This window comes from Micromonospora sicca, from assembly GCF_003172935.1.
In the GTDB taxonomy this organism is placed as follows: Bacteria; Actinomycetota; Actinomycetes; order Mycobacteriales; family Micromonosporaceae; genus Micromonospora; species Micromonospora sicca.
Window position 1 is genome coordinate 1 of record NZ_QGKS01000401.1, and the last position, 21972, is coordinate 21972.

Annotated in this window: 24 protein-coding genes; 9 read left to right on the plus strand and 15 right to left on the minus strand. The window is 72.7% G+C overall.

Annotated features, from left to right (window positions below):
• Both DKT69_RS40290 and DKT69_RS31200 read right to left on the minus strand, forming a co-directional pair.
• A partial coding sequence (locus DKT69_RS40290; protein ID WP_236647323.1) for a hypothetical protein occupies positions 1-202 on the minus strand: 202 nt, incomplete at its 3' end.
• Positions 203-213: 11 nt separating this feature from the next.
• Positions 214-750 carry a recombinase family protein gene (locus DKT69_RS31200; protein WP_201749955.1) on the minus strand — a complete coding sequence of 179 codons (537 nt, stop codon included), beginning with the start codon at positions 748-750 and terminating at the stop codon, positions 214-216.
• Positions 751-1021: 271 nt separating this feature from the next.
• On the opposite strand from DKT69_RS31200, the gene DKT69_RS31205 reads away from it, so the two are divergent.
• From DKT69_RS31205 to DKT69_RS31225, 5 genes are read left to right on the plus strand one after another with little or no spacing between them, the layout of a single operon-like run.
• Positions 1022-1909 (plus strand): ABC transporter substrate-binding protein, encoded by an 888-nt coding sequence (locus DKT69_RS31205; protein ID WP_201749956.1) that lies wholly within the window; start codon positions 1022-1024, stop codon positions 1907-1909.
• 8 nt (positions 1910-1917) lie between these two features.
• Positions 1918-2865, plus strand: coding sequence for an amino acid ABC transporter permease (locus tag DKT69_RS31210; RefSeq protein WP_236648466.1), 948 nt, complete (start codon positions 1918-1920; stop codon positions 2863-2865).
• A complete protein-coding gene (locus DKT69_RS31215; protein WP_109805016.1) occupies positions 2862-3626 on the plus strand; it encodes an amino acid ABC transporter ATP-binding protein in 765 nt (254 codons plus the stop codon). Before DKT69_RS31210 ends, DKT69_RS31215 begins: the two co-directional genes overlap by 4 nt.
• A complete protein-coding gene (locus DKT69_RS31220; RefSeq protein ID WP_109805017.1) occupies positions 3626-5248 on the plus strand; it encodes an N-acyl-D-amino-acid deacylase family protein in 1623 nt (540 codons plus the stop codon). Before DKT69_RS31215 ends, DKT69_RS31220 begins: the two co-directional genes overlap by 1 nt.
• Positions 5245-6048, plus strand: a complete 804-nt coding sequence (locus DKT69_RS31225) for a serine hydrolase (protein ID WP_109805018.1) — start codon at positions 5245-5247, stop codon at positions 6046-6048. The genes DKT69_RS31220 and DKT69_RS31225 overlap by 4 nt, the downstream gene beginning before the upstream one ends.
• Here DKT69_RS31225 and DKT69_RS31230 read toward each other — a convergent pair.
• From DKT69_RS31230 to DKT69_RS31245, 4 genes are all read right to left on the minus strand, one after another.
• Positions 5931-6944: a LysR family transcriptional regulator gene (locus DKT69_RS31230; RefSeq protein WP_109805019.1), complete on the minus strand. Its 1014-nt coding sequence runs from the start codon at positions 6942-6944 to the stop codon at positions 5931-5933. The two genes, DKT69_RS31225 and DKT69_RS31230, sit on opposite strands and share 118 nt — an antisense overlap.
• 111 nt (positions 6945-7055) lie before the next feature.
• Positions 7056-7406: a TfoX/Sxy family protein gene (locus DKT69_RS31235; RefSeq protein WP_109805020.1), complete on the minus strand. Its 351-nt coding sequence runs from the start codon at positions 7404-7406 to the stop codon at positions 7056-7058.
• 12 nt (positions 7407-7418) lie between these two features.
• Positions 7419-8393 carry a TIGR03086 family metal-binding protein gene (locus DKT69_RS31240; protein ID WP_236648467.1) on the minus strand — a complete coding sequence of 325 codons (975 nt, stop codon included), beginning with the start codon at positions 8391-8393 and terminating at the stop codon, positions 7419-7421.
• Positions 8393-8713: an ArsR/SmtB family transcription factor gene (locus DKT69_RS31245; protein WP_109805022.1), complete on the minus strand. Its 321-nt coding sequence runs from the start codon at positions 8711-8713 to the stop codon at positions 8393-8395. The genes DKT69_RS31240 and DKT69_RS31245 overlap by 1 nt, the downstream gene beginning before the upstream one ends.
• A gap of 182 nt (positions 8714-8895) precedes the next feature.
• Here DKT69_RS31245 and folE point away from each other — a divergent pair, with 182 nt between their 5' ends.
• Together folE and DKT69_RS31255 are read left to right on the plus strand one after the other, a co-directional pair.
• Positions 8896-9489, plus strand: a complete 594-nt coding sequence (gene folE / locus DKT69_RS31250) for a GTP cyclohydrolase I FolE (protein WP_236648468.1) — start codon at positions 8896-8898, stop codon at positions 9487-9489.
• 17 nt (positions 9490-9506) lie between these two features.
• On the plus strand, positions 9507-10760 hold the full coding sequence (locus tag DKT69_RS31255; RefSeq protein WP_109805024.1) for an NAD(P)/FAD-dependent oxidoreductase: 1254 nt from the start codon (positions 9507-9509) through the stop codon (positions 10758-10760).
• 38 nt (positions 10761-10798) lie between these two features.
• Here DKT69_RS31255 and DKT69_RS31260 read toward each other — a convergent pair whose 3' ends face one another.
• The 9 genes from DKT69_RS31260 to DKT69_RS31300 form a co-directional block, all read right to left on the minus strand.
• On the minus strand, positions 10799-11443 hold the full coding sequence (locus tag DKT69_RS31260) for a helix-turn-helix transcriptional regulator (RefSeq protein ID WP_109805025.1): 645 nt from the start codon (positions 11441-11443) through the stop codon (positions 10799-10801).
• Between the two features lie 36 nt (positions 11444-11479).
• The gene (locus DKT69_RS31265) at positions 11480-12004 is read right to left on the minus strand and encodes a GNAT family N-acetyltransferase (protein WP_146231261.1); all 525 of its coding nucleotides are present in this window, start codon (positions 12002-12004) and stop codon (positions 11480-11482) included.
• Complete coding sequence (locus DKT69_RS31270; protein WP_236648469.1) at positions 12001-12990, minus strand: ABC transporter ATP-binding protein; 990 nt, start codon at positions 12988-12990, stop codon at positions 12001-12003. Before DKT69_RS31270 ends, DKT69_RS31265 begins: the two co-directional genes overlap by 4 nt.
• A complete protein-coding gene (locus tag DKT69_RS31275) occupies positions 12990-13961 on the minus strand; it encodes an ABC transporter ATP-binding protein (protein ID WP_109805028.1) in 972 nt (323 codons plus the stop codon). Before DKT69_RS31275 ends, DKT69_RS31270 begins: the two co-directional genes overlap by 1 nt.
• Positions 13958-15121, minus strand: coding sequence for an anhydro-N-acetylmuramic acid kinase (locus DKT69_RS31280; protein WP_201749957.1), 1164 nt, complete (start codon positions 15119-15121; stop codon positions 13958-13960). The genes DKT69_RS31275 and DKT69_RS31280 overlap by 4 nt, the downstream gene beginning before the upstream one ends.
• Before the next feature lie 11 nt (positions 15122-15132).
• Positions 15133-16038, minus strand: a complete 906-nt coding sequence (gene murQ / locus DKT69_RS31285; protein WP_109805030.1) for an N-acetylmuramic acid 6-phosphate etherase — start codon at positions 16036-16038, stop codon at positions 15133-15135.
• A complete protein-coding gene (locus DKT69_RS31290) occupies positions 16035-16925 on the minus strand; it encodes an ABC transporter permease (protein WP_109805031.1) in 891 nt (296 codons plus the stop codon). Before DKT69_RS31290 ends, murQ begins: the two co-directional genes overlap by 4 nt.
• Positions 16926-16959: 34 nt before the next feature.
• Complete coding sequence (locus tag DKT69_RS31295; protein ID WP_109805036.1) at positions 16960-17928, minus strand: ABC transporter permease; 969 nt, start codon at positions 17926-17928, stop codon at positions 16960-16962.
• Positions 17929-17990: 62 nt separating this feature from the next.
• Entirely contained in the window at positions 17991-19538 is a 1548-nt protein-coding gene (locus tag DKT69_RS31300) for an ABC transporter substrate-binding protein (RefSeq protein ID WP_109805032.1), read from the minus strand.
• 172 nt (positions 19539-19710) lie between these two features.
• Between DKT69_RS31300 and DKT69_RS31305 the strand changes: the two genes are divergently transcribed.
• Both DKT69_RS31305 and DKT69_RS31310 read left to right on the plus strand, forming a co-directional pair.
• A complete protein-coding gene (locus DKT69_RS31305; RefSeq protein ID WP_161557988.1) occupies positions 19711-20799 on the plus strand; it encodes a serine hydrolase domain-containing protein in 1089 nt (362 codons plus the stop codon).
• Between the two features lie 99 nt (positions 20800-20898).
• Positions 20899-21828 carry a diacylglycerol/lipid kinase family protein gene (locus DKT69_RS31310; protein ID WP_109805034.1) on the plus strand — a complete coding sequence of 310 codons (930 nt, stop codon included), beginning with the start codon at positions 20899-20901 and terminating at the stop codon, positions 21826-21828.
• Positions 21829-21972 lie beyond the last annotated feature (144 nt).

Consider the following 21972-nt stretch of genomic DNA (forward strand, 5'->3'; position numbering starts at 1 on the left):
CCCCACCCGCAAGAACCGCAAGGTCCCCATCCGACCAATGCGCAGCGATCACCTCGTCGGCCATGCCCCGAACCAGGTCCGCCAGCCACCCCACCCGTTCGGCCAATATCCGCCCAACCACCGGCCCCTGCACACCGGGCGCGTCGGGCTTACCGCCACACACCGCCCGGTACGCAGTGCACGTCGCGGTCGACGTCAGCACGGAACCCGTCACTACCCAACGTCCCCACCCGCGGCTGCCAGCAGCCGACGCCTGGCCTCACGAGACCGGATCCCATACATTCGGCCCGCGAACGTGGCCACCAGGGACATGAAATCATCCAAGAGTTCCTCGACCCCACCGGCCGAACCCTTCGCATGCAACACCTCGACGCTCACCCCATCACGGGCAAGCAGAGCGGTCAACCACGCGCCGCCGAACCGGGCCAGCCGATCGCTGTGCGTCACTCTCACCACCGTAAACTCGCCCGCCGCCGCTGCCTTCAGCAGCCGGGCAAGTCCCGGCCGGTTCTCCCGCAACCCAGACGCCCGGTCCTTGAACACGGCCACCACCTCGCTGGCAGCCGTAGCCCGCAACTCTGCCTCCTGGGCCACCAGCGACGACTCCTGGCCAGTCGAACCAGACACCCGTACATACAACGCCTCACGGCGCGGCCGTACCGCCTCAACGCGTCCGACAAACACGTCGAGCAGGGAAGAGTCGAAACGACGCTCCCGACCGACCCACGTCACCGCCACGCGTTCCCTCATCCGCCCACCGGCGCAGGGTCACAGGATGAACACCGACGTACTCCGCAGCCGACCCAGACGCAGCAAGGACACGACCGACAACGTAGCACATAGGATCGCTTAGCCAATCAGCCAACAGTGATGCACCCTGCCGCCGCGTCGGGTCTGCCCTCCGCGACCCTCCGCCCGAGCATCGACTTTCTCGGTGCTCACCATGTAAAGCATTCAGGCTGTTCACGCTGCCGACTCCCGCGATATGGTCCCCGCCAGTCGTCCCAGCAGGAGGTTCCCGGTGCTCAGGAAGCAGGCGCTCCGCGTCGTCATCGGTCTTGCCACTCTCTCGGTCGCCCTCACCGGCTGCGGACGCTCGACGAGCGGTCAGACGTCGCAGGCCGGTGGGTCGGCCTCGGTCGCCGCCGACGCCAAGGCCATCGACCTCGTACCCGCCGCGCTCAAGGAGAAGGGCGTGCTCCGGGTCGCCACCGCCGAGGGCTACCCGCCGATGGAGATGTACAAGGAGGGCACCCTGGACCTGATCGGCGTCGACCCGGAGCTGGCCGCGGCGATCGCCGGGCGGCTCGGCCTGAAGCTGGAGATGACCAACGCGAGCTTCCCCGGCCTGATCCCGGGACTGCAGGCCGACCGCTGGGACCTGGCGATGTCCTCGATGAGCGACACCGAGGAGCGGCGTAAGGCGGTCGACTTCGTCGACTACTTCCAGGCCGGTGGCGCGATCATGGTGGCCAAGGGCAACCCCGCCGGCGTCAAGGACCTGGCCGACCTGTGCGGTTGGGCCGTGGTGCTCGCCAAGGGCAGCTCCAACCTCGCCATCGGCGAGGGGCAGAACGCCAAGTGCGGCAAGAAGATGACGATCTCGCAGAGCGAGGACGCCCCGACCGGCCTGCTGCAGATCGACGCCGGGCGGGCGGTGGCCACCATCGTCGACTACCCGGTGGCCAAGATGCTGGCCCAGGAGAGCGGCAAGTACGAGGTGCTGGAGGCCCAGTACGAGGCCGGCCCGTGGGGCATCGCGATCGACAAGAAGGACAGCCAGCTCCGCGACGCGGTGCGTGAGGCGCTCCAGGAACTGATCGACAGCGGGGAGTACGCCAAGATCATGGAGAAGTGGGGCGTGCAGGGCAGCGCGGTCAAGGCCGCCACGGTCAACGCCCAGCAGTGAGCACGCCGGTGGACGCGACCGTCGTGGGCCCGGCTGCGGCCGGGCCCACCGGCTCGGAAGCGCCGGAAGCGAACCGGATCAGTCATCCCCTCCGGCCCGGCCGCTGGCTGGCCGCCGGGGTGACGGCGCTGGTGCTGGTCTGGCTGGGATGGACCGTCGCCATCAACCCCAACCTGCACTGGGACATCGTCGCCGACTACCAGTTCGACCGGGTCATCCTGGACGGGCTCTGGGTCACCGTCCAGCTCACCGTCGCCTCGATGGTCATCGGTGTGGTGCTCGGCGTGGTGGTCGCCCTGATGCAGGTCTCCGACAGCCGCATCCTGCGTACCGGCGCGATGGCGTACGTCTGGTTCTTCCGCGGCACGCCGCTGCTGGTGCAGCTGATCTTCTGGTTCAACATCGCGCTGATCTTCCCCGAGATCGGTCTGGGCGTGCCGTTCGGCGGCCCGAAGCTGATCACCTGGGAGACGAACACGCTGGTCACCGGCTTCGTCGCGGCGCTGCTCGGGCTCAGCATCAACGAGGGCGCGTACATGAGCGAGATCGTGCGCGCCGGCCTGCGGGCCGTCGACCCCGGTCAGCAGGAGGCCGCGGCGGCACTGGGCATGTCCCGTACGAAGATCATGAAGCGGGTGGTGCTGCCCCAGGCGATGCGGATCATCGTCCCGCCGACCGGCAACCAGTTCATCTCCATGCTGAAGACCACCTCGCTCGTCTCGGTGATCGCCGGCGCCGACCTGCTCACCGTCGCCCAGCGGCTCTACCTGACGAACTTCGAGGTGATCGCCCTGCTCATCGTCGCGTCCATCTGGTACCTGGTCCTCACCACCGTCGCCAGCGCCGGCCAGTACTACCTGGAACGCCGGTTCAGCCGCGGCTTCGGCACCACGGTGCCGGGCACGCTGCGCGGGCGGATCGCCCGCAACCTGCGGTTCTCCGGGAGCGCGCGATGACCGCGCCGATGGTGCGGTGCCGGGCCCTGCGCAAGAGCTTCGGCCGGCTGGAGGTGCTGCGCGGCATCGACCTGACCATCGAGCGCGGCCAGGTGGTCTGCGTGGTCGGCCCCTCCGGCTCCGGCAAGTCCACCCTGCTGCGCTGCCTCAACCACCTGGAGGAGCCGCAGGCCGGGCGGGTGTACGTCGACGGCGAGCTGATCGGGTACGAGGAGCGCGGCGGGCGGCTGCGGCCGCTGCCGGACGCCCGGCTGCGCCGGCAGCGCGAGTCGATCGGCAAGTTGTTCCAGCGGTTCCACCTGTTCCCGCACCGCACCGCGCTGGAGAACGTGATGGAGGGCCTGGTCGCAGTGAAGGGCGTGAGGGCGGCCGAGGCCCGCAGGCGCGCCGGTGAGCTGCTCGACCGGGTCGGGCTGGCCGATCGCGCCCACCACTACCCGGCGCAACTCTCCGGCGGGCAGCAGCAGCGGGTGGCCATCGCGCGCTCCCTGGCGATGTCACCGAAGCTGATGCTCTTCGACGAGCCGACCTCCGCGCTCGATCCCGAACTCGTCGGGGAGGTGCTCGAGGTGATGAAGGACCTGGCGGCCAGCGGGATGACGATGATCGTGGTGACCCACGAGATGGGCTTCGCCCGTGAGGTCGGCGACCACCTGGTCTTCATGGACGAGGGCCTGATCGTCGAGCAGGGGCCGCCCCGGGACGTGCTGGCCGCGCCGCGGCACGACCGGACCCGCGCGTTCCTGTCCAAGGTGCTGTGATGGCGCGGTTCGACCTGCTGTTCACCGGCGGGGACGTGCTCGACGGCACCGGCGCGCCGGCCCGCCCGGCCGACGTGGGCGTACGGGAGGGACGGCTGGTGCTGCTGCCACCGTCCAGCGGCACGCCCGCCGCCGCGGTGGTGGACGCCGCCGGTCTGGTGGTCACACCCGGCTTCGTCGACGTGCACACCCACTCCGACCTGCTGGCCGGCGACGACGAGCAACGGGAGGTGCTGCGCCGGGCGCCGCTGCTCCAGGGGGTGACCACCGAGATCTGCGGCAACTGCGGGATCAGCCCCTTTCCGGTCCCGCCCGAGCGCGGCGGGCCGGTGCGGGAGCTGATCGCGGCGACCTTCGGGCCGCCCGCGGCGGCGTACGCGTCGTTCGCGGAGTTCGCCGCGGCGCAGGGCGCGGCCCGGCGCAACCACCTCGCCGCCCTCGTGGGGCACGGGACGCTGCGCGCCGCCGTGGTCGGCTTCGCTCAACGGCGCGCGACGCCGGAGGAGACCCGACGAATGTGCGGGCTGCTCGACGAGGCGCTCGCCGCGGGCGCGGCCGGCCTGTCCACCGGCCTGATCTACTCGCCCGGAGTGAACGCCGGCACCGACGAGGTCATCGCCCTGGCCCGGGTCGCGGCGGCGCACGGCAAGCCGTACGTGACGCACCTGCGCGACGAGATGTCCCAGGTCGAGTCGGCCCTCGAAGAGGCGATCGAGATCGCCACCGCCGCCGGGTCGGCGCTGCAGGTCTCCCACCACAAGACCGCCGGCCGGCGGGCCTGGGGCGCCACCGTCCGCACCCTGGCCCGACTCGACCGGGCGCGTGCCGACGGGCTGGACGTCGCCTGCGACGTCTACCCGTACACCGCCGGCAGCACGGCCCTGCTCGCGATGCTGCCCCCCTGGGTGATCGCCGACGGGGTGTCGGCGATGCTCGCCGCCGTCGCGGACCCGGCGGTCCGCGACCGGATCCGTGCCGACCTGGTCGGCGGAGTGCCGGGCTGGGAGAACACCGTGGGCAACGGCGGCTGGGACCTGATCCGCGTCGCGTCCGCCCCGAACAACCCGGACGCGCAGGGGCGCACCATCGCCGACCTGGCCGCCGCGCGCGGCGCCGACCCGGTGGACTACGCCTGCGACCTGCTCGCCGCCGAACGGGGCGACGTCACCATCCTCAGTCACTCCATGCACGAGGACGACGTCCGCCGGGTGCTGGCCAGCCCGCTCACCATGCTCTGCTCCGACGGCGTACCGAAGGGGGGCCGCCCGCATCCGCGCTGGGCGGGCAGCTTCGCCCGGGTGCTCGGGCACTACGTACGCGACGTGGGTCTGCTGCCGCTGGCGGACGCGGTGCACAAGATGACCGCGATGCCCGCCCGCCGCTTCGGCCTGCGGGACCGCGGCCTGCTCGCCGACGGGTACGCCGCCGACCTGGTGGTCTTCGACCCGCAGTGGGTCGCCGACGGCGCCACGTACGACGATCCGCTGGCGCCGCCGCGCGGCGTCCGCTGCGTGGTGGTCGGCGGCCGGGTCGTGGTGCACCGCGGTGAGGTCACCGACACCCGGCCCGGCCGGGTGCTGGCCGTGACCGGTAGGAAGCCGGCCGTGCCGGGACGGCGATGAGCGCGGCCGGTGGGGGCCCGGCCGCCGGCGTGCGGATCGGGGCGCTGGTGCGGCGGCTGGACGACGGGCGCGGCATCTCGGTCGACCCGGACCGGGTCCTCCGGCTGGCCAGCGTCGGCAAGGTGTTGCTGCTCGGTGAGGTGGCCCGACGGCTCGCCGACGGCACCCTCGCCGCCGACCGGCGGGTGGAGCTGCTCGATGAGGACCGGGAGGTCGGCGGCACCGGCCTGCTCGGCGCGCTGTCGCCCCGGTGGTGGACGGTCGCCGACCTGGCCACGGCGGTGGCCGCGGTCAGCGACAACGCCGCTACGAACGCGCTGCTCCGCCTGGTCACGCTCGACGCCGTGCAGGACCTGGCCTGCCAGGCCGGCCTGCGGGACACGACCGTGCACGACCGGATCCGGGCCGAGCGCGGCCCCGGCGTACCGGAGACCTTCGCGACCGGCACCGCCCGCGAGCTCTGCGCGTTCCTCGCCGACGTGGCGGCCGGCACCTGGCAGCGCCCGCGGGCGTGCGCGCTGCTGCGGGACTGGCTCGCCGGGAACACCGACCACACCCTGGTGGCCGACTCCATCGGCCACGACCCGTGGTCGGGCGACGGCGTCCGGGTGCTGAACAAGACCGGCACCGACACCGGCGTACGGGCCGACACCGGGATCGTGTCCGGCCGGCACACGGTCGTCTACGCCGTGATCGCGGCGTTCGAGCCCGGGGCGGAGCGGGCCGCCGTGGCGGAGCTGCGGCGCTGGGGCACGACGGTCGACCGGCTCGCCGGCGCCCACCGCTCGGACAGCTCCTGACTGAGCCCCGCGGCGGCGTCGGTCAGCCGTTCGACGAAGCTGCCCACCACCGGGTTCGGGTTGCCGGGGCGCAACGCCACGCCGATCTCCCGGTGCAGCTTGCCGTGCGCGAGCTGCCGGACCGCCACCTGACCCGGGTTGCGCAGGCCGAGCGACGGCACCAGCGCGACGCCGACGCCGGCCCGGACCAGGCCGAGCACCACCTCGTAGTGGTCGCTGCGGCACCGGATCCGCGGCTGGAAGCCCTCGGCCCGCGCCGCCAGCTCAAGCACCGACACCTCGCCCTGCACGCCGAGGGTGGTGATCCACGGCTCGGCGGCGAGGTCCGCGAGCCGCAGCCGCCGCCGGCCGCACAGCGGGTGGTCGGCCGGAAGCACCACCAGCTGCGGGTCCACCATCAGCGGTTCGACCTTCACGTACGGCGAAGCCTGGGCCGGACTCAACGGGTGGTCGAACACCACCACGAGGTCCAGTTCGCCCTGGTTGAGCCGGGGCAGCAGCTCGTCCGGCTGCCCGAGGATCAGCGCGAGCTCGACCTGCGGATGGTCCCGGGTGAAGCTCGACAGGGCGCGCGGCAGCAGCTCCGCGCCGGCCGTCGCGAAGAACCCGATGCGCAGCAGACCCCGCCGGCCCTCGCCGTGCGCGGACAGCTCGTCGCGGGCGGCCGACATCAGGTCGGCGATCTGCTGCGCGTAGTCCGCGAGGCGCTGGCCGGCGGCGGTGAGCCGCAGGCTGCGCGGCCCCCGGTCCACCAGCGCCACCCCGGCCTCCTGCTCCAGCGTGGCGAGCTGGTGGGAGACCGCCGACGGGCTCAGCCGTAGCTGCTCCGCGGCGGCGACGATCGTGCCGTGCCGGGCGATCTCCAGCACGACCTGCAGGCGTGCGGTGTTGAACATCGGCGGACCGCCTTCCTGCTCCGGGGCTTGCGGCAACGTCGACACCAGTCCGCCCGGCCCACACTCTCGCATGCCGGCGGCCGGCTGCGCTCGCGGCTCAGGCGGCCGTTGCTACCGCTTCTCCTTCTTGGGTTTGGGCGGCAGCGTCGCGACGTACCCCCGAGCCCTGTCGACCCAGACCGTCGCCTGCTCGGTGCTGAACGACGGGGGCAGGGCCAGGTAGCCACCCATCGGTCGCTCCGCAGGGCCGAAGGGTCCCGCACCCTCGATCGTCGCGAGTTCGGCCAGATCGTCGGCGGCGAGTTTCACGCCGACCGACGAGCCGAACAGCCCGGCGAACATGTTGCCGTTCACGAACGCGCCGAGGTTGCCGAACATCGGCTTGACCTCGACCCCTGGGGCGTCGGACACGGCGGACCGGAAGAACTGCTTGTCAGCGTCCGTGGGCTTCGGCATCTGCATCGTCGGATCCTGTCATCCGGCCAGGGGGCGACGGCCAGAGAAGGCGGCCAGCCGCTCCATCGGGTCGGCGTCCACGGGCGGGGTCACCTCGTCGCCGAACGAGGAGCCGCGGCCGCCGGGGACGATCTGCTCGGCGAGCTTGTGGACGTAGGCCATGACCTCGTCACTGACGGCCAGGGGCGTGCCGCTGGCCTGGGCCAGGTCCCAGGCGTGCAACAGGAACTCCACCGGCATGATGCCCGCCACGAACGCGGCCGGCATCTCGCCGCCGCCGGGCGCGGCGACGGCGCCGTCGAGGCCCCGGGCGCGCCATCCCTCGATGGCCTGCGCCGCCATGGTGGCCGTCCGGTCCTCCAGCGAACCCGTCCCGGGGTTCACGACCTCGACGCCGGCCATCGCGCCGAGGGTGACCATCGAGCCGAACAGGTGCTCGGCGAGGTCGTGGCAGGTGAAGTCCGCGCAGGGGGTCTGCTTGGCGCGGTCGGAGGAGGTCAGCCGGCGCAGGACCGTCTGGAGCACGGCCAGGGTGGCGTCGGCGGCGGACAGTTCGTCGAGCCGCTCGGGAGCGGCGGACCACTCGTCCGGGCCGGCATCCCCGGCGACGGCGGCCTTCTCGAGACGGCCGAGGTAGTGGTTCCAGCCCTTGGCGTGCATCGCCGCCTGCTCGTCGGTGAGCCCCTCGTGGGTGAGGGTGACCCGGGTGCCGTCGGCGACCGGCTCGATCGTGATGGAGACGGTCGAGGTGTCGGGGGCGAGGTCCGGGTTGCCCTCCCAACCCCAGCCGAACACGACCCGCTTGCCGGGTTCGACCTCTCGGAAGGTGCCGGCCGCCACGTGGCCGGGGGTGACGGTCCAGCGGTAGTCACCGCCCACGCGGAGGTCGACGCGGGCCGACACGGTCTGCCAGCGGCGCAGCCGCTCCGGCTCGGTGATGAGGGCGAATGCCTCGTCGATGTCGACGGGGAGGACGACGGTCTTGGTGAACATCAGTGGTCTCTCTCGATCCGTTGAGACTTCAGGGCGTGGGCGTCGGCGACCAGCAGGTCGAGCTCGGCGGTCCAGAACCGGTCGATCTCGGCCTGCAGCTGACGGAGTCCGTCGGGTACGACCCGGTAGATGCGCTCCCGGCCGACCTTCTCGGCCGTCACCAGGCCGACCTCGGCCAGCAGCAACAGGTGCTGGGAGATCGCCGACCGGGTGACGGTGAACTCCGCCGCGATGCTGCTCACCGTGCGGGGCTGCGACGCGAGCAGCTGCAGGATCCGTCGCCGGGTGGGTTCAGCAGCGGCAGACAACGCGTCGATCACCAAAAACACGTTAGGCGTTACTAACGCATTCCGTCAAGTGCCTGCTCAGCCGCCCGGACCTGCCGCCGACCGTCGTCGCGCCCGCGCCGGGCGGCGAATTTAACCAGTGCCCGCTATTGAAATTCAGGAGCCAGGGGACCAGGATGGCGATTGCAGGAACCACCGCTTGGAGGGCAGCTCAGGTGACCATCGCTCCGGCCCCACGACGCGTCGACCAGCAACCGGCGCGCGACCTGGTCGCCGCCGAACAGGCCGCCGCGCGGTTCCTGACCGCGCTCGGCATCGACCTGGACTCCGAAAGCCTGCGTGACACGCCGGGCCGGATGGCCCGGGCGTACGCCGAGTTGCTCACCGCGCGCCCGTTCGACCTGACCACCTTCCCCAACGACGAGGGCTACGACGAACTGGTGCTGGCCCGGTCCATTCCCATCCGGTCGGTGTGCGAGCACCACCTGTTGCCGTTCGTCGGTGTCGCACACGTCGGCTACCTGCCGGGCGACCGGATCCTTCGACTGTCCAAACTCGCCCGCGTCGTGGAGCTCTTCGCCCACCGACCGCAGGTGCAGGAGCGGCTGACCAAGCAGGTGGCGGACTGGCTGGCCCTCGAACTGGCTCCCAAGGGCGTCGGTGTCGTCATCGAGGCCGAGCATCTGTGCATGACGTTGCGCGGAGTGCGGGCCACCGGCGCCACCACCGTGACCTCAACCCTGCTCGGGACCCTGCGGGACGACGCCCGCTCCAGGGCCGAGTTCTTCTCCCTCACCGGAGCCCACTGACCCGATTGGAGAGCGGCATGGACAGCAGTCCCACGTTCGTCATCGTCGGCGCCGGCCTCGCCGGTGCCAAGGCCGCCCAGACACTGCGCGAGGAGGGCTTCGCCGGCCGGGTGATCCTGCTCGGTGAGGAACCCGAACGGCCGTACGAGCGGCCACCGCTGTCGAAGGGCCTGCTGCTGGGGAGCACGCCGCGGCGCGACGTGTACGTGCACGACGCCGGCTGGTACGAGGCGAACGACGTCGACCTGCGTACCGCGACCCGGGTCACCGGCATCGACCGCGAAGCCCACCAGGTCGTCCTCGCCGACGGCGAACGGCTCGGCTACGACAAGCTGCTGCTGGCCGCCGGCTCGACGCCCCGCCGCCTCGATGTTCCCGGCGCCGACCTGGACGGGGTGCTGTACCTGCGCACGTTGGCGGACTCCGATCGGATCGCCGAAGCCGTCACCGACCAGGCCCACCTCGTGGTGATCGGCGCCGGCTGGATCGGTCTGGAGATCGCCGCCGCCGCCCGCCGGCACGGCGCCGCCGTGACCGTGGTGGAGACCGCCGAGCTGCCGTTGCAGCGGGTCCTCGGCGACGAGGTCGCCCGGGTCTTCGCCGACCTGCACCGCGACCACGGCGTCACCTTCCACTTCGGCGTCGGGGTCCGACAGCTGCGGGGGACCGGTCGGGTGTCCTCGGTGCTGCTGACCGACGGCACCGAACTGGCCGCCGACACCGTCGTCGTCGGCGTGGGCATCCAGCCCAACGTGCAGTTGGCCGAGGCGGCGGGCCTGAAGGTCGACAACGGCATCGTCACCGACGCCCGGCTGCTCACCTCCGACCCGCACATCCACGCCGCGGGCGACGTGGCCAACGCCCTCCACCCGCTGCTGCACCGGCACATCCGCGTGGAGCACTGGGCGAACGCGCTCAACGGCGGCCCGGCCGCGGCCCGGTCCATGCTGGGCCAGCAGGTCGAGTACACCCGACTGCCGTACTTCTTCTCCGACCAGTACGACCTGGGGATGGAGTATTCCGGGTGGGTGGCCCCGGACGGTTACGACCAGGTGGTGTTCCGCGGCGACCCGGCCGTGGTGCACGGCCGGGCGCCCGAGTTCCTGGCGTTCTGGGTCTCCGAGGGCCGGGTGCTGGCCGGGATGAACGCCAACGTGTGGGACGTGACCGACCAGATCCAGGCGCTGGTGCGGGCCGGCCACGCCGGCCGGGCGGTCGACCTGGCCCGGCTCGCCGACCCGGGGGTGCCGCTCGGCGATCTGCTGCGCTGAGCGGGCGTACCGCCGAGCGGGAGGCGGTGGCCGGCGGGTCAGGCCGGGCGGATCTGTACGCAGCAGGCGCCGAGGGTGGGAGCCAGCCGCGCGTGCAGGTCCGTCCGGCCGAGCCCGTCGAGCAGACCGGCGACGAAGGCCTGGTTCAGGCCGCACACCAGCTCGGTCTGCTGGACGGCGAGTTCGTGGAAGGGGCAGTTGCGCAGCCGGATCAGCTCGTCGTCGTCGGTCGGTTCGAAGCCGAGCTCGGCCAGCACGTCCGCGACCGGCCCGCCGGCGCCGACCTGACGACCGAGGGCCACGCCCCGGTGCCCCGCCAGGCGGAGCGCCGCGGACCTGGCATCGGTGGGATCCTCGGCGACGGCCTGGGCGAGGATCTCGCCGATCAGGTCGTAGCGCCGCTCCGGGATGGTCAGCGCGATACAGCCCGGCGCCGCCTCGTACACCTTCGGCGTTCTGCCCCGGCCGCGCGGCTGGTCGGTCGGCGCCGCGTACCTAGCCCGCAGCAGTCCGGCGGCGACCAGCTTGTCGAGGTGGAACGCCGCCAGGTTGCGCGAGATCCGCTGCGCCTCGGCGGCCTCGTCCCGCGTCACCGGGTGGTCCTGACTGCGCACGTAGTCGTACAGCGCCCGGCGGACCTGGTCGACCAGGGCCGTCACCGCCTGCCACGGGCCCGCTGCCATGCCGAGAAGTTTATCACCAGCAGATGTTGTTGAAATTCACTGAATGGGCGTGACCGCCGGCAGGTGCCGGCGCAGCCGCACCTCGGGCTCGCCGTACGCCTCCTCCACCCGGGTGCCGCCGTCGGGCGTCCAGCCCTGCCCCGCGTAGAAGGCGCGAGCAGCATGGTTCCCCGCGAACACCCACAGCGTCGCCGTGCCGTACCCGCCAGCCCGCAGCTGCCCGGCCGCGGCGTGCAGCAGCGTCCGACCCAGCCCGAGACCCTGGGCGTCCGGGTGCACGTACAGGCTGAACACGTGTCCCCGGCGCGCGTCGTCCGGGTCCGCGCCGAACCGCACGACCCCGCGCACCCCGTGCCCGGCCACGTCGGCGACGAGCACCCCGTCGGGCGCCGCCGCGAGGACCCGGCGCCACAGCGCCACCGCGCTCGCCCCGTCGTAGCGGGCCCGCACCGGCGGCGGCAGCAGGTCCGCGTACGACCCGTGCCAGCAGGCCAGGAAGACGGCGCCGGCGGCGTCCGCGTCGGCCGGCACCGCCCGGCGGACCCGCACCGGCGCGGTCACGAGCCGGACGGGGCGAGCGACCGGCCGGTCACCTGCTCGGTGGCCACGTGGCAGGCCACCTGGTGGCCGGAACCCAGCGGAAGCGGCAGCAACGCCGGGTCGAGCCGCCGGCACGCGTCCTGCGCCAGCGGGCACCGCGGGTGGAACGGGCAGCCGGCCGGCGGGGCGGCCGGGTCGGGCACCTCCCCGGCGACGGTGGCCTCGATCGGCTGGGAGAGCTCCGGGTTGGGCGCGGGCACCGCGGCGCACAGGGCGGCGGTGTAGGGGTGCCGGGGGTTGTCCAGCACCGACTTCCAGTCGCCGATCTCGACGACCCGGCCGAGGTACATCACCGCCACCCGGTCGCTGATGTGCCGCACCATGGCCACGTCGTGGCTGATGAACACGTAGCTGAGGCCCAGGTCGCGGCGCAGGTCGACCAGCAGGTTCATGATCTCGGCCCGGACCGACACGTCGAGCGCCGACACCGGCTCGTCGAGCAGCAGCACCCTCGGCTCCACCGCGAGGGCCCGGGCGATGCCGACCCGCTGCCGCTGCCCGCCGGAGAGCTCGTGCGGGTAGCGCGCGGCGAACGCCGCGCCCAGCCCGACCATCTCCAGCAGCTCGCCCACCCGCCGCTCGCGCTGCCGGCCGTCGGCGAGCCGGTGCACGGCCAGCACCTCGCCGAGCGCCTGGCCGACGCGCAGCCGCGGGTTGAGCGAGGAGTACGGGTCCTGGAACAGCATCTGGATGTGCCGGCGCTGCCGGCGCAGCGCGGGGCCGCGCAGCGCGGTCAGGTCCACCCCGTCCAGCTCGACCGTGCCGGAGGTCGGGTCCTCCAGCCGTACCAGCAGCTTGGCCAGGGTCGACTTGCCGCAGCCGGACTCGCCGACGATGCCGAGGGTCTCGCCGTCCCCGACGGTCAGCGAGACCCCGGCGAGGGCGTGCACGACTTCGTCGCCGCCCCGCACCGGGTACTGCTTGACCAGATCGGTCGCCGTCAGCATCAGTTCCTCCACTCGTGCGGGGGCACCCAGCACGCGGCCCGTCCCTGCGCCCGTGGCTGCAGCGCGGGGCGGGTCGCGCACGCGTCCACCGCCTGCGCGCACCGTGGCCGGAACGGGCATCCTTCCACCGAATCGGTGGCGGCCGGTGGCCGTCCGGGGATCTGGGCCAGCGGCGGCCGGTCGTCGTCGGTCGGGTCGGGCAGCGCGGCCAGCAGCGCCTTCGTGTACGGATGCTGCGGAGCGCTGAACACCTGCCGCACTGGCGCGTCCTCGACCACGTGGCCCGCGTACATCACCACGACCCGGTCGACCAGGCGGGCCACCACACCCAGGTCGTGGGTGACCCAGATGGTGGTCATGCCGAGTTCCCGGCGCAGTTCGTCGATCAGCGCCAGGATCTGCTGCTGGATGGTCACGTCCAGCGCGGTGGTCGGCTCGTCGGCGATGAGCAGCCGGGGGCGCATCGCCAGCGCGCAGGCGATCATCACCCGCTGGCGCATCCCGCCGGAGAACTCGTGCGGGTAGGCCCGGGCGGTGCGCTTCGGGTCGGGGATGCCGACCCGGGCCAGCAGGTCGAGCATCCGCCGCCCCGCCTCGGCCTTCGGTACGCCGTGCGCGGTCATCGCCTCGACGACCTGATCGCCGACGCGCATCAGCGGGTTGAGCGACGTCATCGGGTCCTGATAGATCATCGCCGCGTCGTTGCCGCGGATGGTGCGCAGCTCCCGCTCGGAGAGCGCGGTCAGATCGCGGTCACCGAGCCGCACGGTCCCGCCGGTGACGCGCAGCGGATCGGTGAGCAGGCCCATCACGGCGAGCATGGTCAGCGACTTGCCGGAGCCGCTCTCGCCGACGACCGCCACGGTCTGTCCGGCCTCGACGGTCAGGTCGACGCCGTGCACGATCTCCCGGTCGGCGCGACCGGACCGGGCCGACACGCGCAGGTCCGCGAGCTCGAGAAGGGCGGTCATCGGGCGGCTCCGGTGAGGCGCAGCGCGGTGGGGGCGGTGGCCAGTGGTTCGGGCAGACGCAGGGGAGTGGCGCCGGGCACGATGGCGCCGAGCACCTGGGCGACGGTGGCGCCGGTGCACGACGGAACGGTGCCGGGCAGGCCGTGCGCGGTGTGCCAGCCGATCAGCGCGAAGGCGACAGCCTCCTTGGTGTCGGTCGGCGCGCCGAACTCGGCGGTGGTGGTGACCCGCACCCCGGCCAGCCGCTCCCGCAGCATCGCCATCAGCGTCGGATTGGCGCAGCCCCCGCCGGAGGCGACGAGGGTGTCGACCTGGTGGCGACGCACCTGGTCGGCGACGGTCTGCGCGGTCAGCGCGGTCAGGGTCGCGGCGATGTCCGCGTCCGACAGGCCGGAATGCGCCGTCAACGCCTGCTCCAGGTAGTCGGCGTGGAACAGTTCCTTGCCGGTGGTCTTCGGCGGGTCCAGCCGGTAGTACGGCTCGGCGAGCAGTGCGGTGAGCAGGGCGTCGTCCACCCGGCCGGCGGCGGCGAGGCGGCCGTCCTCGTCGTACCGGAGCCGCCCCCGGCTGGTCCGCACCACGGCGGCGTCGATCAGCGCGTTCGCCGGCCCGGTGTCGTAGGCCACCGGGCCGCCGCCACCGGTCGGCCGCAGCACGGTGACGTTGGCGATGCCGCCCAGGTTGAGGGCGGCCGGCCGGCCCGGCAGGCCGGACAGCAGCATGACGTCCATGAGCGACACCAGCGGCGCGCCCTGGCCCCCGGCGACCACGTCCCGCACCCGGACGTCGGCGACGACCGGGACACCGGCGCGCTCGGCGATCCAGGCCGGCTGCCCGATCTGCAGCGTTCCCCGCACCTGTCGCCCCTGCACCCAGTGGTAGACCGTCTGTCCGTGCGAGCAGATCAGGTCGACCCCGCCGGCCCGCTCGGCCGCGTCGGCGGCCACCTCGGCGAACGCCTGACCGATCAGCGTGTCCAGCTCGCACGCCTCGGCGAAGGTCAGCGCCGCCGGGGGCAGGGCCCGCATCAGCCGGACGCGCAGCTCCTCCGGGTAGGGCGAGCTGTCCGCGTAGCCGACCGTGCCGTGCAGGACACCGTCGCGCAGCGTGAAGTCGACCGCCGCCACGTCGATGCCGTCGTGGGACGTACCGGAGATCATGCCCAGGACCTTCACGCGCTCGCCTCCAGTGCCTCGCGCAGCCGACCGCCGCTCGCGGCCAGCCGTTGCCGGGGATCCGCCACGTCGGCCGGGCGGTCGAGCATGAGAATCGCGGCCTTGACATCCAGGCCGGCACGGTCGAGGGCCGCCTCGGCGTCGGCGCGGGGGACCCCGGTGACCCGCCGGATGATGCGGACCGCCCGGTCGCGCAGTTTCACGTTGGTCACCCGCAGGTCGACCATGAGATTCCCGTACGTCTTGCCCAGCCTGATCATCGAGATCGTCGAGATCATGTTGAGCACCAACTTCTGCGCCGTGCCCGCCTTCAGCCGGGTCGAGCCGGCCAGCACCTCGGGGCCGACGAGCACCTCGATCGCCCGGTCGGCGGCGGCGCTCAACGGCGTGCCGGCGTTGCACGACAGCCCGACCGTCAGCGCGCCCCGCGCGCGGGCCGCCCGGACCGCCGCCACGACATAGGGGGTGCGGCCGCTCGCCGAGATGCCGACGACCGCGTCGGCGGCCGTGACCGCGCATTCCGCGATCACCGCCGTACCGGCCGCCTCGTCGTCCTCGACGCCCTCCTGGGCCGCGAACACCGCCGCGCTGCCGCCCGCGATGACAGCGCGCACCAGCTCCGGTGGGGTGCTGAACGTCGGTGGGCACTCCGACGCGTCGAGCACCCCCATCCGGCCGGCGGTGCCCGCCCCGACATAGAGCAGCCGACCACCGGCCGCCAGCCGGTCGGCGACCCCCTCGATGGCCGGCACGATCTGCGGCAGCGCCGCCCGCACCGCGCCCGGCACCGTCGCGTCGGCGTCGTTCATGACCGCCGCCAACTGCGCGACCGACGCGGTGTCGAGGCCGGCGTACCGGTCGTCGACCTGTTCGGTCAGCAGGTCACCAAGGCGATCCGTCATGCGTTGCGTCCATTTCTCGGGTCGAGGGCGTCGCGCAGCCCGTCGCCGAGCAGATTGAGCCCGACCACGAAGACGACGATGACGGCGCCCGGCGCCGCCAGGTTCCACCAGGCCGTACCGGCCAGGATCTTGGCGTCGAAGACCATCGACCCCAGCGACGGCGCGGGTGGCGGGCTGCCCAGGCCGAGGAAGCTCAGCGCGGCCTCGGTGAGCACCGCCCACGACAACGACAGGGTCACCTGCACGATGACGATGGCGGCGAGGTTCGGCAGCAGGTGACGCACCAGGATGCGCCAGGTCGGGATGCCGAGCACCCGGGCCGCCTTGATGAAGTCGGTCTCGCGCAGCGACAGCACCGGTCCGCGGCTGACCCGGACGAAGATCGGCACGTAGACGATGGCGATGGCGATCGCGATGGTCAGCCAGTTGCGGGTGAACGTGGTCGCGAGCGTCAGCGCGAGCAGCAGCGGCGGGAAGGCGAACAGCACGTTCGTCACGGCCAGCACCGGCCCGCGTACCCGGCCGCCGTAGAAGCCCGCGCAGATGCCGGCGGTGGTGCCGACGAGGGCGGAGAGGAACACCGCGACGACGGCCACACGCAGGGAGTTGCCCACGCCGGCCAGGGAACGGGAGAACACGTCGCGGCCGAACTGGTCGGTGCCGAACCAGTACTGGGCCGACGGCGGCTGCAGGCGGGCCTGCGGGTGCTGGGCGATCGGGTCGTACGGGGTCAGCCCGAGCAGGGCGGTGCCCGCGGCGGCGACGACGAGCGCCACCAGCAGCGCGCCGACCAGACCGGCGGGGCTGCGCAGCAGGCGCCGCCACGCCGCCGCGCGGGCCGGTGGCGCCGCCACCGGCACCTGCTGCCCGGCGACCGCGGCCGTCATGCCCGCCCTCCGCCGTGGATCGTGCCGTGCTGGCTCATGCGGCACGCACCCTCGGGTCGATGACCCGGTAGAGCAGGTCGGTGAGGAGGTTGACCACGACGAACGTGGTCGCGATCACCAGCACGGTGCTCTGCACCACGGCGTACTCCTTCTGTTGGATGCCCGCGAGGACCTGCCGCCCGAGGCCCGGCACCGAGAAGATCTGCTCGACCACCACGGCGCCGCCGAGCAGGTAGCCGAACTGGATGCCGGTCATGGTGACGATCGGGTTCAGCGCGTTGTGCAGCACGTGCCGCACCCGCAGCCGCCACGGCGCGACGCCCTTGCCCCGGGCGGTGCGGACGAAGTCCTGGGTCTGCACCTCCAGCAGCGCCGACCGCGCGGTACGCATGATCGGGGCCGCGAGGCCGAAGCCGAGGATCAGCGCCGGAAAGAGCATCTGCTGGAGGTTCAGCAGCGGATCCTGGGTGAAGTGGGCGAAGCCCTGGGCGTTGGGGTTGTAGTGCGCGTACCGCGAGATCACGGTGAGCAGCGCGGCGCCGAGGAGGAAGTTCGGCACGGACAGGGCGGCCAGGCCGACGAGCTGGCCGAACCCGTCGCGGACGCCGTTGGGGCGGGACGCCGACAGCATGGCCAGCGGCACCCCGATCAGCAGACCGACGATGGTGGCCAGGACCGCCAACTCCATCGTGACCGGCAGGGCGTTGGCGGTCATCTCGCCGACGGTTGCGCCGGCTCGGCGGGAGAAGCCGAGGTTGCCGGTGAGCACGTTGCCCAGCCAGGAGAAGAACTGCAGGACCAGCGGCTTGTCCAGGCCGTAGTAGGCGCGCAGGGACTCCTGCTGCTCGGCGCTGAGCCCGGCGGCCTCGGTGCCGAGGGTGGCCGTGATCTCGTCGCCGGGAATCGCCCGCAGGGTGGTGAAGACCAGCACCGCGACCCCGAAGAGGGTGAGCACCGTCTCCACGAGCCGGCGGAGCAGCGGGTGACGTGCGATGGACCGCACCGGCACCTCCTTGAGTGAGGGTCCTGCCGGGCGGTGCGCGCACCGCCCGGCAGGTCGTGCGGTCACTGCAGCGAGGTCTCGCGCAGGTTCTGCAGAGAGCCGTTCGCCATCGGGGTGAAGCCGGCGACGCCCTGGGTGGTGGCGGTGTAGCCGTAGCTCGAGAAGAGCCACACCCAGGCCGCGTTGTCCTCCAGGTGCCGGGAGACCTGGGTGTAGATCTCCTTGCGCTTGGCCGGGTCGGTGGTCGCCTTGCCCTCGGCGAAGAGCTTGTCCAGCTCGGGCGAGGAGTAGCCGGCGACCCTGTTGAGGTTGCCGGTGCTGGTGAAGTAGCGCCCGTACATGCCGTCGGGGTCCGGGCGGCCGCCGTTGAGCGCCACGGCCGCGGTGAAGTCGGCGGCGACCCACTTGTCCACGTACGCCCCGGACTCCAGCGTCTGCAGGTCGAGCGTGATGCCGGCCTCCTTGAGCTGGGCCTGGAGGTTCTGGGCCTCGTTCACGGAGGTGGCGTACTCGCCCTGCGAGACGATCGCCGGGATGGTGACGCCGTTGGCGAGGCCCGCGCCGGCCAGCAGTTGCTTGGCCTTGGCCACGTCGCGGGTCGGGCAGGGGCGGGCGTTCGGGTCGGACTTGTACGCCGGGGAGGTGATCGGCCCGGTCACCTCGCCCGCGCCGAGGGCGGCGGTGTCCAGCACCTGCTTGCGGTCGATCGCGCAGGAGATGGCGAGCCGCACGTCGAGCTTGTCCAGTGGCGCCTTGCGGGCGTTGAGTTGCAGCACGTGGTACGACAGGCTCGGCGTCTTGGCCACCTTGAGCCCGCTGCCCTCGGCCGACTTCGCGACCAGCGGGTCGTCGAGCGTGGCGAACTGGACGTTGCCCGACTGCAGGGCCGCGACGACCGACGTCTGGTCCGGGATGATCCGGAACTCGAGGCCGCCCACCTTCGGCTTGCCACCCCAGTAGTCGCCGTTGGCGGTCAGCTTCACCGACTGGCCGGCGGTGCGGCTGCCGAACGTGAAGGCGCCGGTGCCGTTGGGCTTCTGGCCGATCGCCTCCGAGGTGTCGTCCTTGGACAGCATCGCCAGGTTGGTGGTGGCGAATCCGGCGAGCAGGCCCGCGTCCGGCGCCGTCAGGTGCAGCACGACGGTCTGCGGGTCGGGCGCGTCGACCGACTGGATCGACTTGACGGTGGCCGCGGCCACCGCCGCGGTTTCGGGCTTCTGGATGCGCTCGATCGACGACTTGACGTCGGCGGAGCTGAACGGCTTGCCGTCGTGGAACTTCACGCCCTGACGCAGGGTCAGGGTCAGCGTCTTGTTGCCGTCGGCGTACTGCCACTTCTCGGCCAGGCCGGGCTTGACGTTGAGGTCGCCGTCGAGTTCGGTGAGCGTGCCGTACACCTGCTCGAGCAGGTGCACCGCCTGGAACTGGGTGGCCTTCCACGGGTCGAGCGTGTTGGGGTCGGCGGTGTAGCCGACGACCAGCGTGCCGCTGCCGGTCGACCCTTCCTTGCCGGGTGTGCCGCTGGAGCAGCCCGTCGCGACGAGGGCGGCGGCCGCGACGGCCAGCACACACCTGGTCGCTGGTGCGCTCAGCGCGCTGGGGAGCTTCACGTTCCTTCCCTCCGGTATGCCCACGGCCGCATCGCCGCGAGTGCCGCGGGCGCCGCATTCTCTGGCCGTACGCCCGGCGACCGAGTATCAAGGGGTGACGGAACGGTGTCAATAGTTTCCGGCATGCGGGCGCTAGCTGAAGAAAGTTGCCGTCTGCGCTATGGTGCTGTCCGTGTCCAGACTGAGAGCAACGCTGGTCAGGGGCTTGGAAGGCGGACACCGCCCGCTCTACAGCGCGGCCGTCGCGCTGATCCAGCGGGATGGCCACCCCACCGACCTGGTTACTGTCGGTCACCTGTCCCGGTATGCGGACGCGGACGGCGCCCTGGTCGCGGCGGAGACCCGCCAGCCCGCCCTGGCGTCCACGATCTTCGACCTCGCCTCGGTGACGAAACTGTTCACCACGGCCGTCCTGCTCACCCTCGTCGACGAGGGCAGGACGAGCCTCGACGAGCCCATCGCCGGGTGGCTGCCCACCTTCGGCGACGGCGAGCGACGGCGGATCACCCTGCGCCACCTGCTCACCCACACCTCCGGGCTGCCGGCCTTGCTGCAACTGTGGACCGACTGGCCGGACCAGGCGTCCCGGGTCCGGGCGGTGCTGCGCACCCCGCTGGTCAACCGACCCGGCGAGACCTTCGAATACTCCTGCGTGGGATTCCTGGTCGCCGGGCTCCTGGCCGAGCGGATCACCGGCCAGCGGCTGCCCGACCTGGTGCAGGAGCGGGTCTGCCGGCCCCTGGGGCTGACCGACACCGGCTTCCTGCCCGGACCCGCACGCGCGGCCCGGGCCGCAGCCACCGAACACCAGCCCCACCTCGGCCGTGGCATGCTGCGCGGCAGCGTCCACGACGAGAACTCGTGGTCCCTCGGAGGAACCGCGGGCAACGCCGGGTTGTTCGGCACCGCCGCCGACGTCGCCCGCTTCGGGCAGATGCTGCGGCAGGGCGGGGCCGTCGACGGGGTCCGCGTCCTCCGCCCGGACACCGTGGCGGAGATGACCCGCGACCACCTGCCGCCGGCCGTCGACCCGGGCTTCCGCCACGGTCTCGGCGTGCGCATCGGCGACCCGCACTGGATGGGCACGCGGGCGGCGGCCGGGGCGTTCGGCCACACCGGTTTCACCGGCACCGCTCTGCTCGTCGACCCCCGCCGGGACCTCGTGGCGGTCCTGCTCACCAACCGCGTACACCCCCGCCGCGAATGGTCCGACATCGCGGAGATCCGACGGGCCGTCGCCGAGCTCGCCGTGGGCACCTGACCGGCGCCTCGGTCTGGCCACTCCTTTCCGGAGAAGTGCGTCCTGGCATCTCCTCACCCTGGCTCAGCGGCACGGCGTTCACCTATAGGGTCTGGCCGTATGCGGACGAAGCAGGAGCTGGGCGAGGCCATCCGGCGGGAACGACGCGCGGCGCTCGTCGTCAACACCCACTCCCGCCGGGGTCGCCGGCTCTACCAGGGCGCCCGGTCGCGCCTGGCGGCGGCCGGTTTCACCCTGCTCGGCACGTACCCGGTGGACCGGCCCGACGAGCTCGAGCAGCACCTGGCCGCGGCCGCCGACCTCGGGCCGGACCTCCTGGTCGCCGGCGGTGGCGACGGCACGATCGGCACGGCCGCGCGGCTGCTCGCCCACCGCGACATCGCGCTCGGCTTGCTGCCGCTGGGCACCACCAACAACTTCGCCCGGACGGTGGGCATCCCGCTCGACCTGGACGCCGCGGTCGCGGTCCTGACCGACGGCAAGGTGATCGACGTCGACCTCGGGCTGGTCGGCGACATGCGGTTCACCAACCACGTCGGCATCGGCCTGTCCGCCGACGTGATGCTCACCGCGCCGCCGCGGCTCAAGCGGGCCACCGGCCGGCTCGCGTACCCGATCACGGCCCTGGCGCTGCTGGCCCGGCACCGGCCGCTGCGCGCCACCGTGCGGGCCGAGGGGCGCGAGCACGAGGTCGTCACCCACCAGCTGTACGTGGCCAACGGCGGCTTCCACGCCGGCCGGCCGATCACCGCCGACGCGAACGCCGACGACCGGCTCCTGGTCGCGTACCCGGTGGGCGGTCCGACCCGCCGCGAGCTGCTGCGCGACACCGCCCGCAACGCGGCGACCGGGCACCGCCGCACGCTCGGCGACGACCCCTTCCTCGCGGTCCGTCAACTCTGGCTGGAGACCGACCCGCCGGCGCGCGTCGAGGTCGACGGCGAGCCGTACGGCGAGACCCCGATCCGGATCGGCCTGGACCCCAACGCGCTGCGCGTCATGGCCGCCGCCGACAGCCCGGACCGCTAGGCGCGGGCTCGGGGCTCCGCGGCAACCGCTGTTCGCTCTGCTGTGGCCGGTGGACGTGACGAGGTGAGGGGGCGCTGGGGATGAGGGCTGGGCGGTCGCTGGGGCGGCAGTTCGGGTGGTTGTGGGCCTCGTACGCGGTCAGCG

Coding starts and splice junctions, on each gene's coding strand:
- DKT69_RS31240 (WP_236648467.1), bottom strand. CDS start 8,393: ATGTTCACCAAGACCGTCGTCCTCCCCGTCGACATCGACGAGGCATTC.
- DKT69_RS31230 (WP_109805019.1), bottom strand. CDS start 6,944: ATGTTCAACACCGCACGCCTGCAGGTCGTGCTGGAGATCGCCCGGCAC.
- DKT69_RS31200 (WP_201749955.1), bottom strand. CDS start 750: ATGAGGGAACGCGTGGCGGTGACGTGGGTCGGTCGGGAGCGTCGTTTC.
- murQ (WP_109805030.1), bottom strand. CDS start 16,038: ATGACGGATCGCCTTGGTGACCTGCTGACCGAACAGGTCGACGACCGG.
- DKT69_RS31215 (WP_109805016.1), top strand. CDS start 2,862: ATGACCGCGCCGATGGTGCGGTGCCGGGCCCTGCGCAAGAGCTTCGGC.
- DKT69_RS31260 (WP_109805025.1), bottom strand. CDS start 11,443: ATGGCAGCGGGCCCGTGGCAGGCGGTGACGGCCCTGGTCGACCAGGTC.
- DKT69_RS31225 (WP_109805018.1), top strand. CDS start 5,245: ATGAGCGCGGCCGGTGGGGGCCCGGCCGCCGGCGTGCGGATCGGGGCG.
- DKT69_RS31275 (WP_109805028.1), bottom strand. CDS start 13,961: ATGACCGCCCTTCTCGAGCTCGCGGACCTGCGCGTGTCGGCCCGGTCC.
- DKT69_RS31235 (WP_109805020.1), bottom strand. CDS start 7,406: ATGCAGATGCCGAAGCCCACGGACGCTGACAAGCAGTTCTTCCGGTCC.
- DKT69_RS31220 (WP_109805017.1), top strand. CDS start 3,626: ATGGCGCGGTTCGACCTGCTGTTCACCGGCGGGGACGTGCTCGACGGC.
- DKT69_RS31255 (WP_109805024.1), top strand. CDS start 9,507: ATGGACAGCAGTCCCACGTTCGTCATCGTCGGCGCCGGCCTCGCCGGT.
- DKT69_RS31310 (WP_109805034.1), top strand. CDS start 20,899: ATGCGGACGAAGCAGGAGCTGGGCGAGGCCATCCGGCGGGAACGACGC.
- DKT69_RS31290 (WP_109805031.1), bottom strand. CDS start 16,925: ATGACGGCCGCGGTCGCCGGGCAGCAGGTGCCGGTGGCGGCGCCACCG.
- DKT69_RS31270 (WP_236648469.1), bottom strand. CDS start 12,990: ATGCTGACGGCGACCGATCTGGTCAAGCAGTACCCGGTGCGGGGCGGC.
- DKT69_RS31280 (WP_201749957.1), bottom strand. CDS start 15,121: ATGATCTCCGGTACGTCCCACGACGGCATCGACGTGGCGGCGGTCGAC.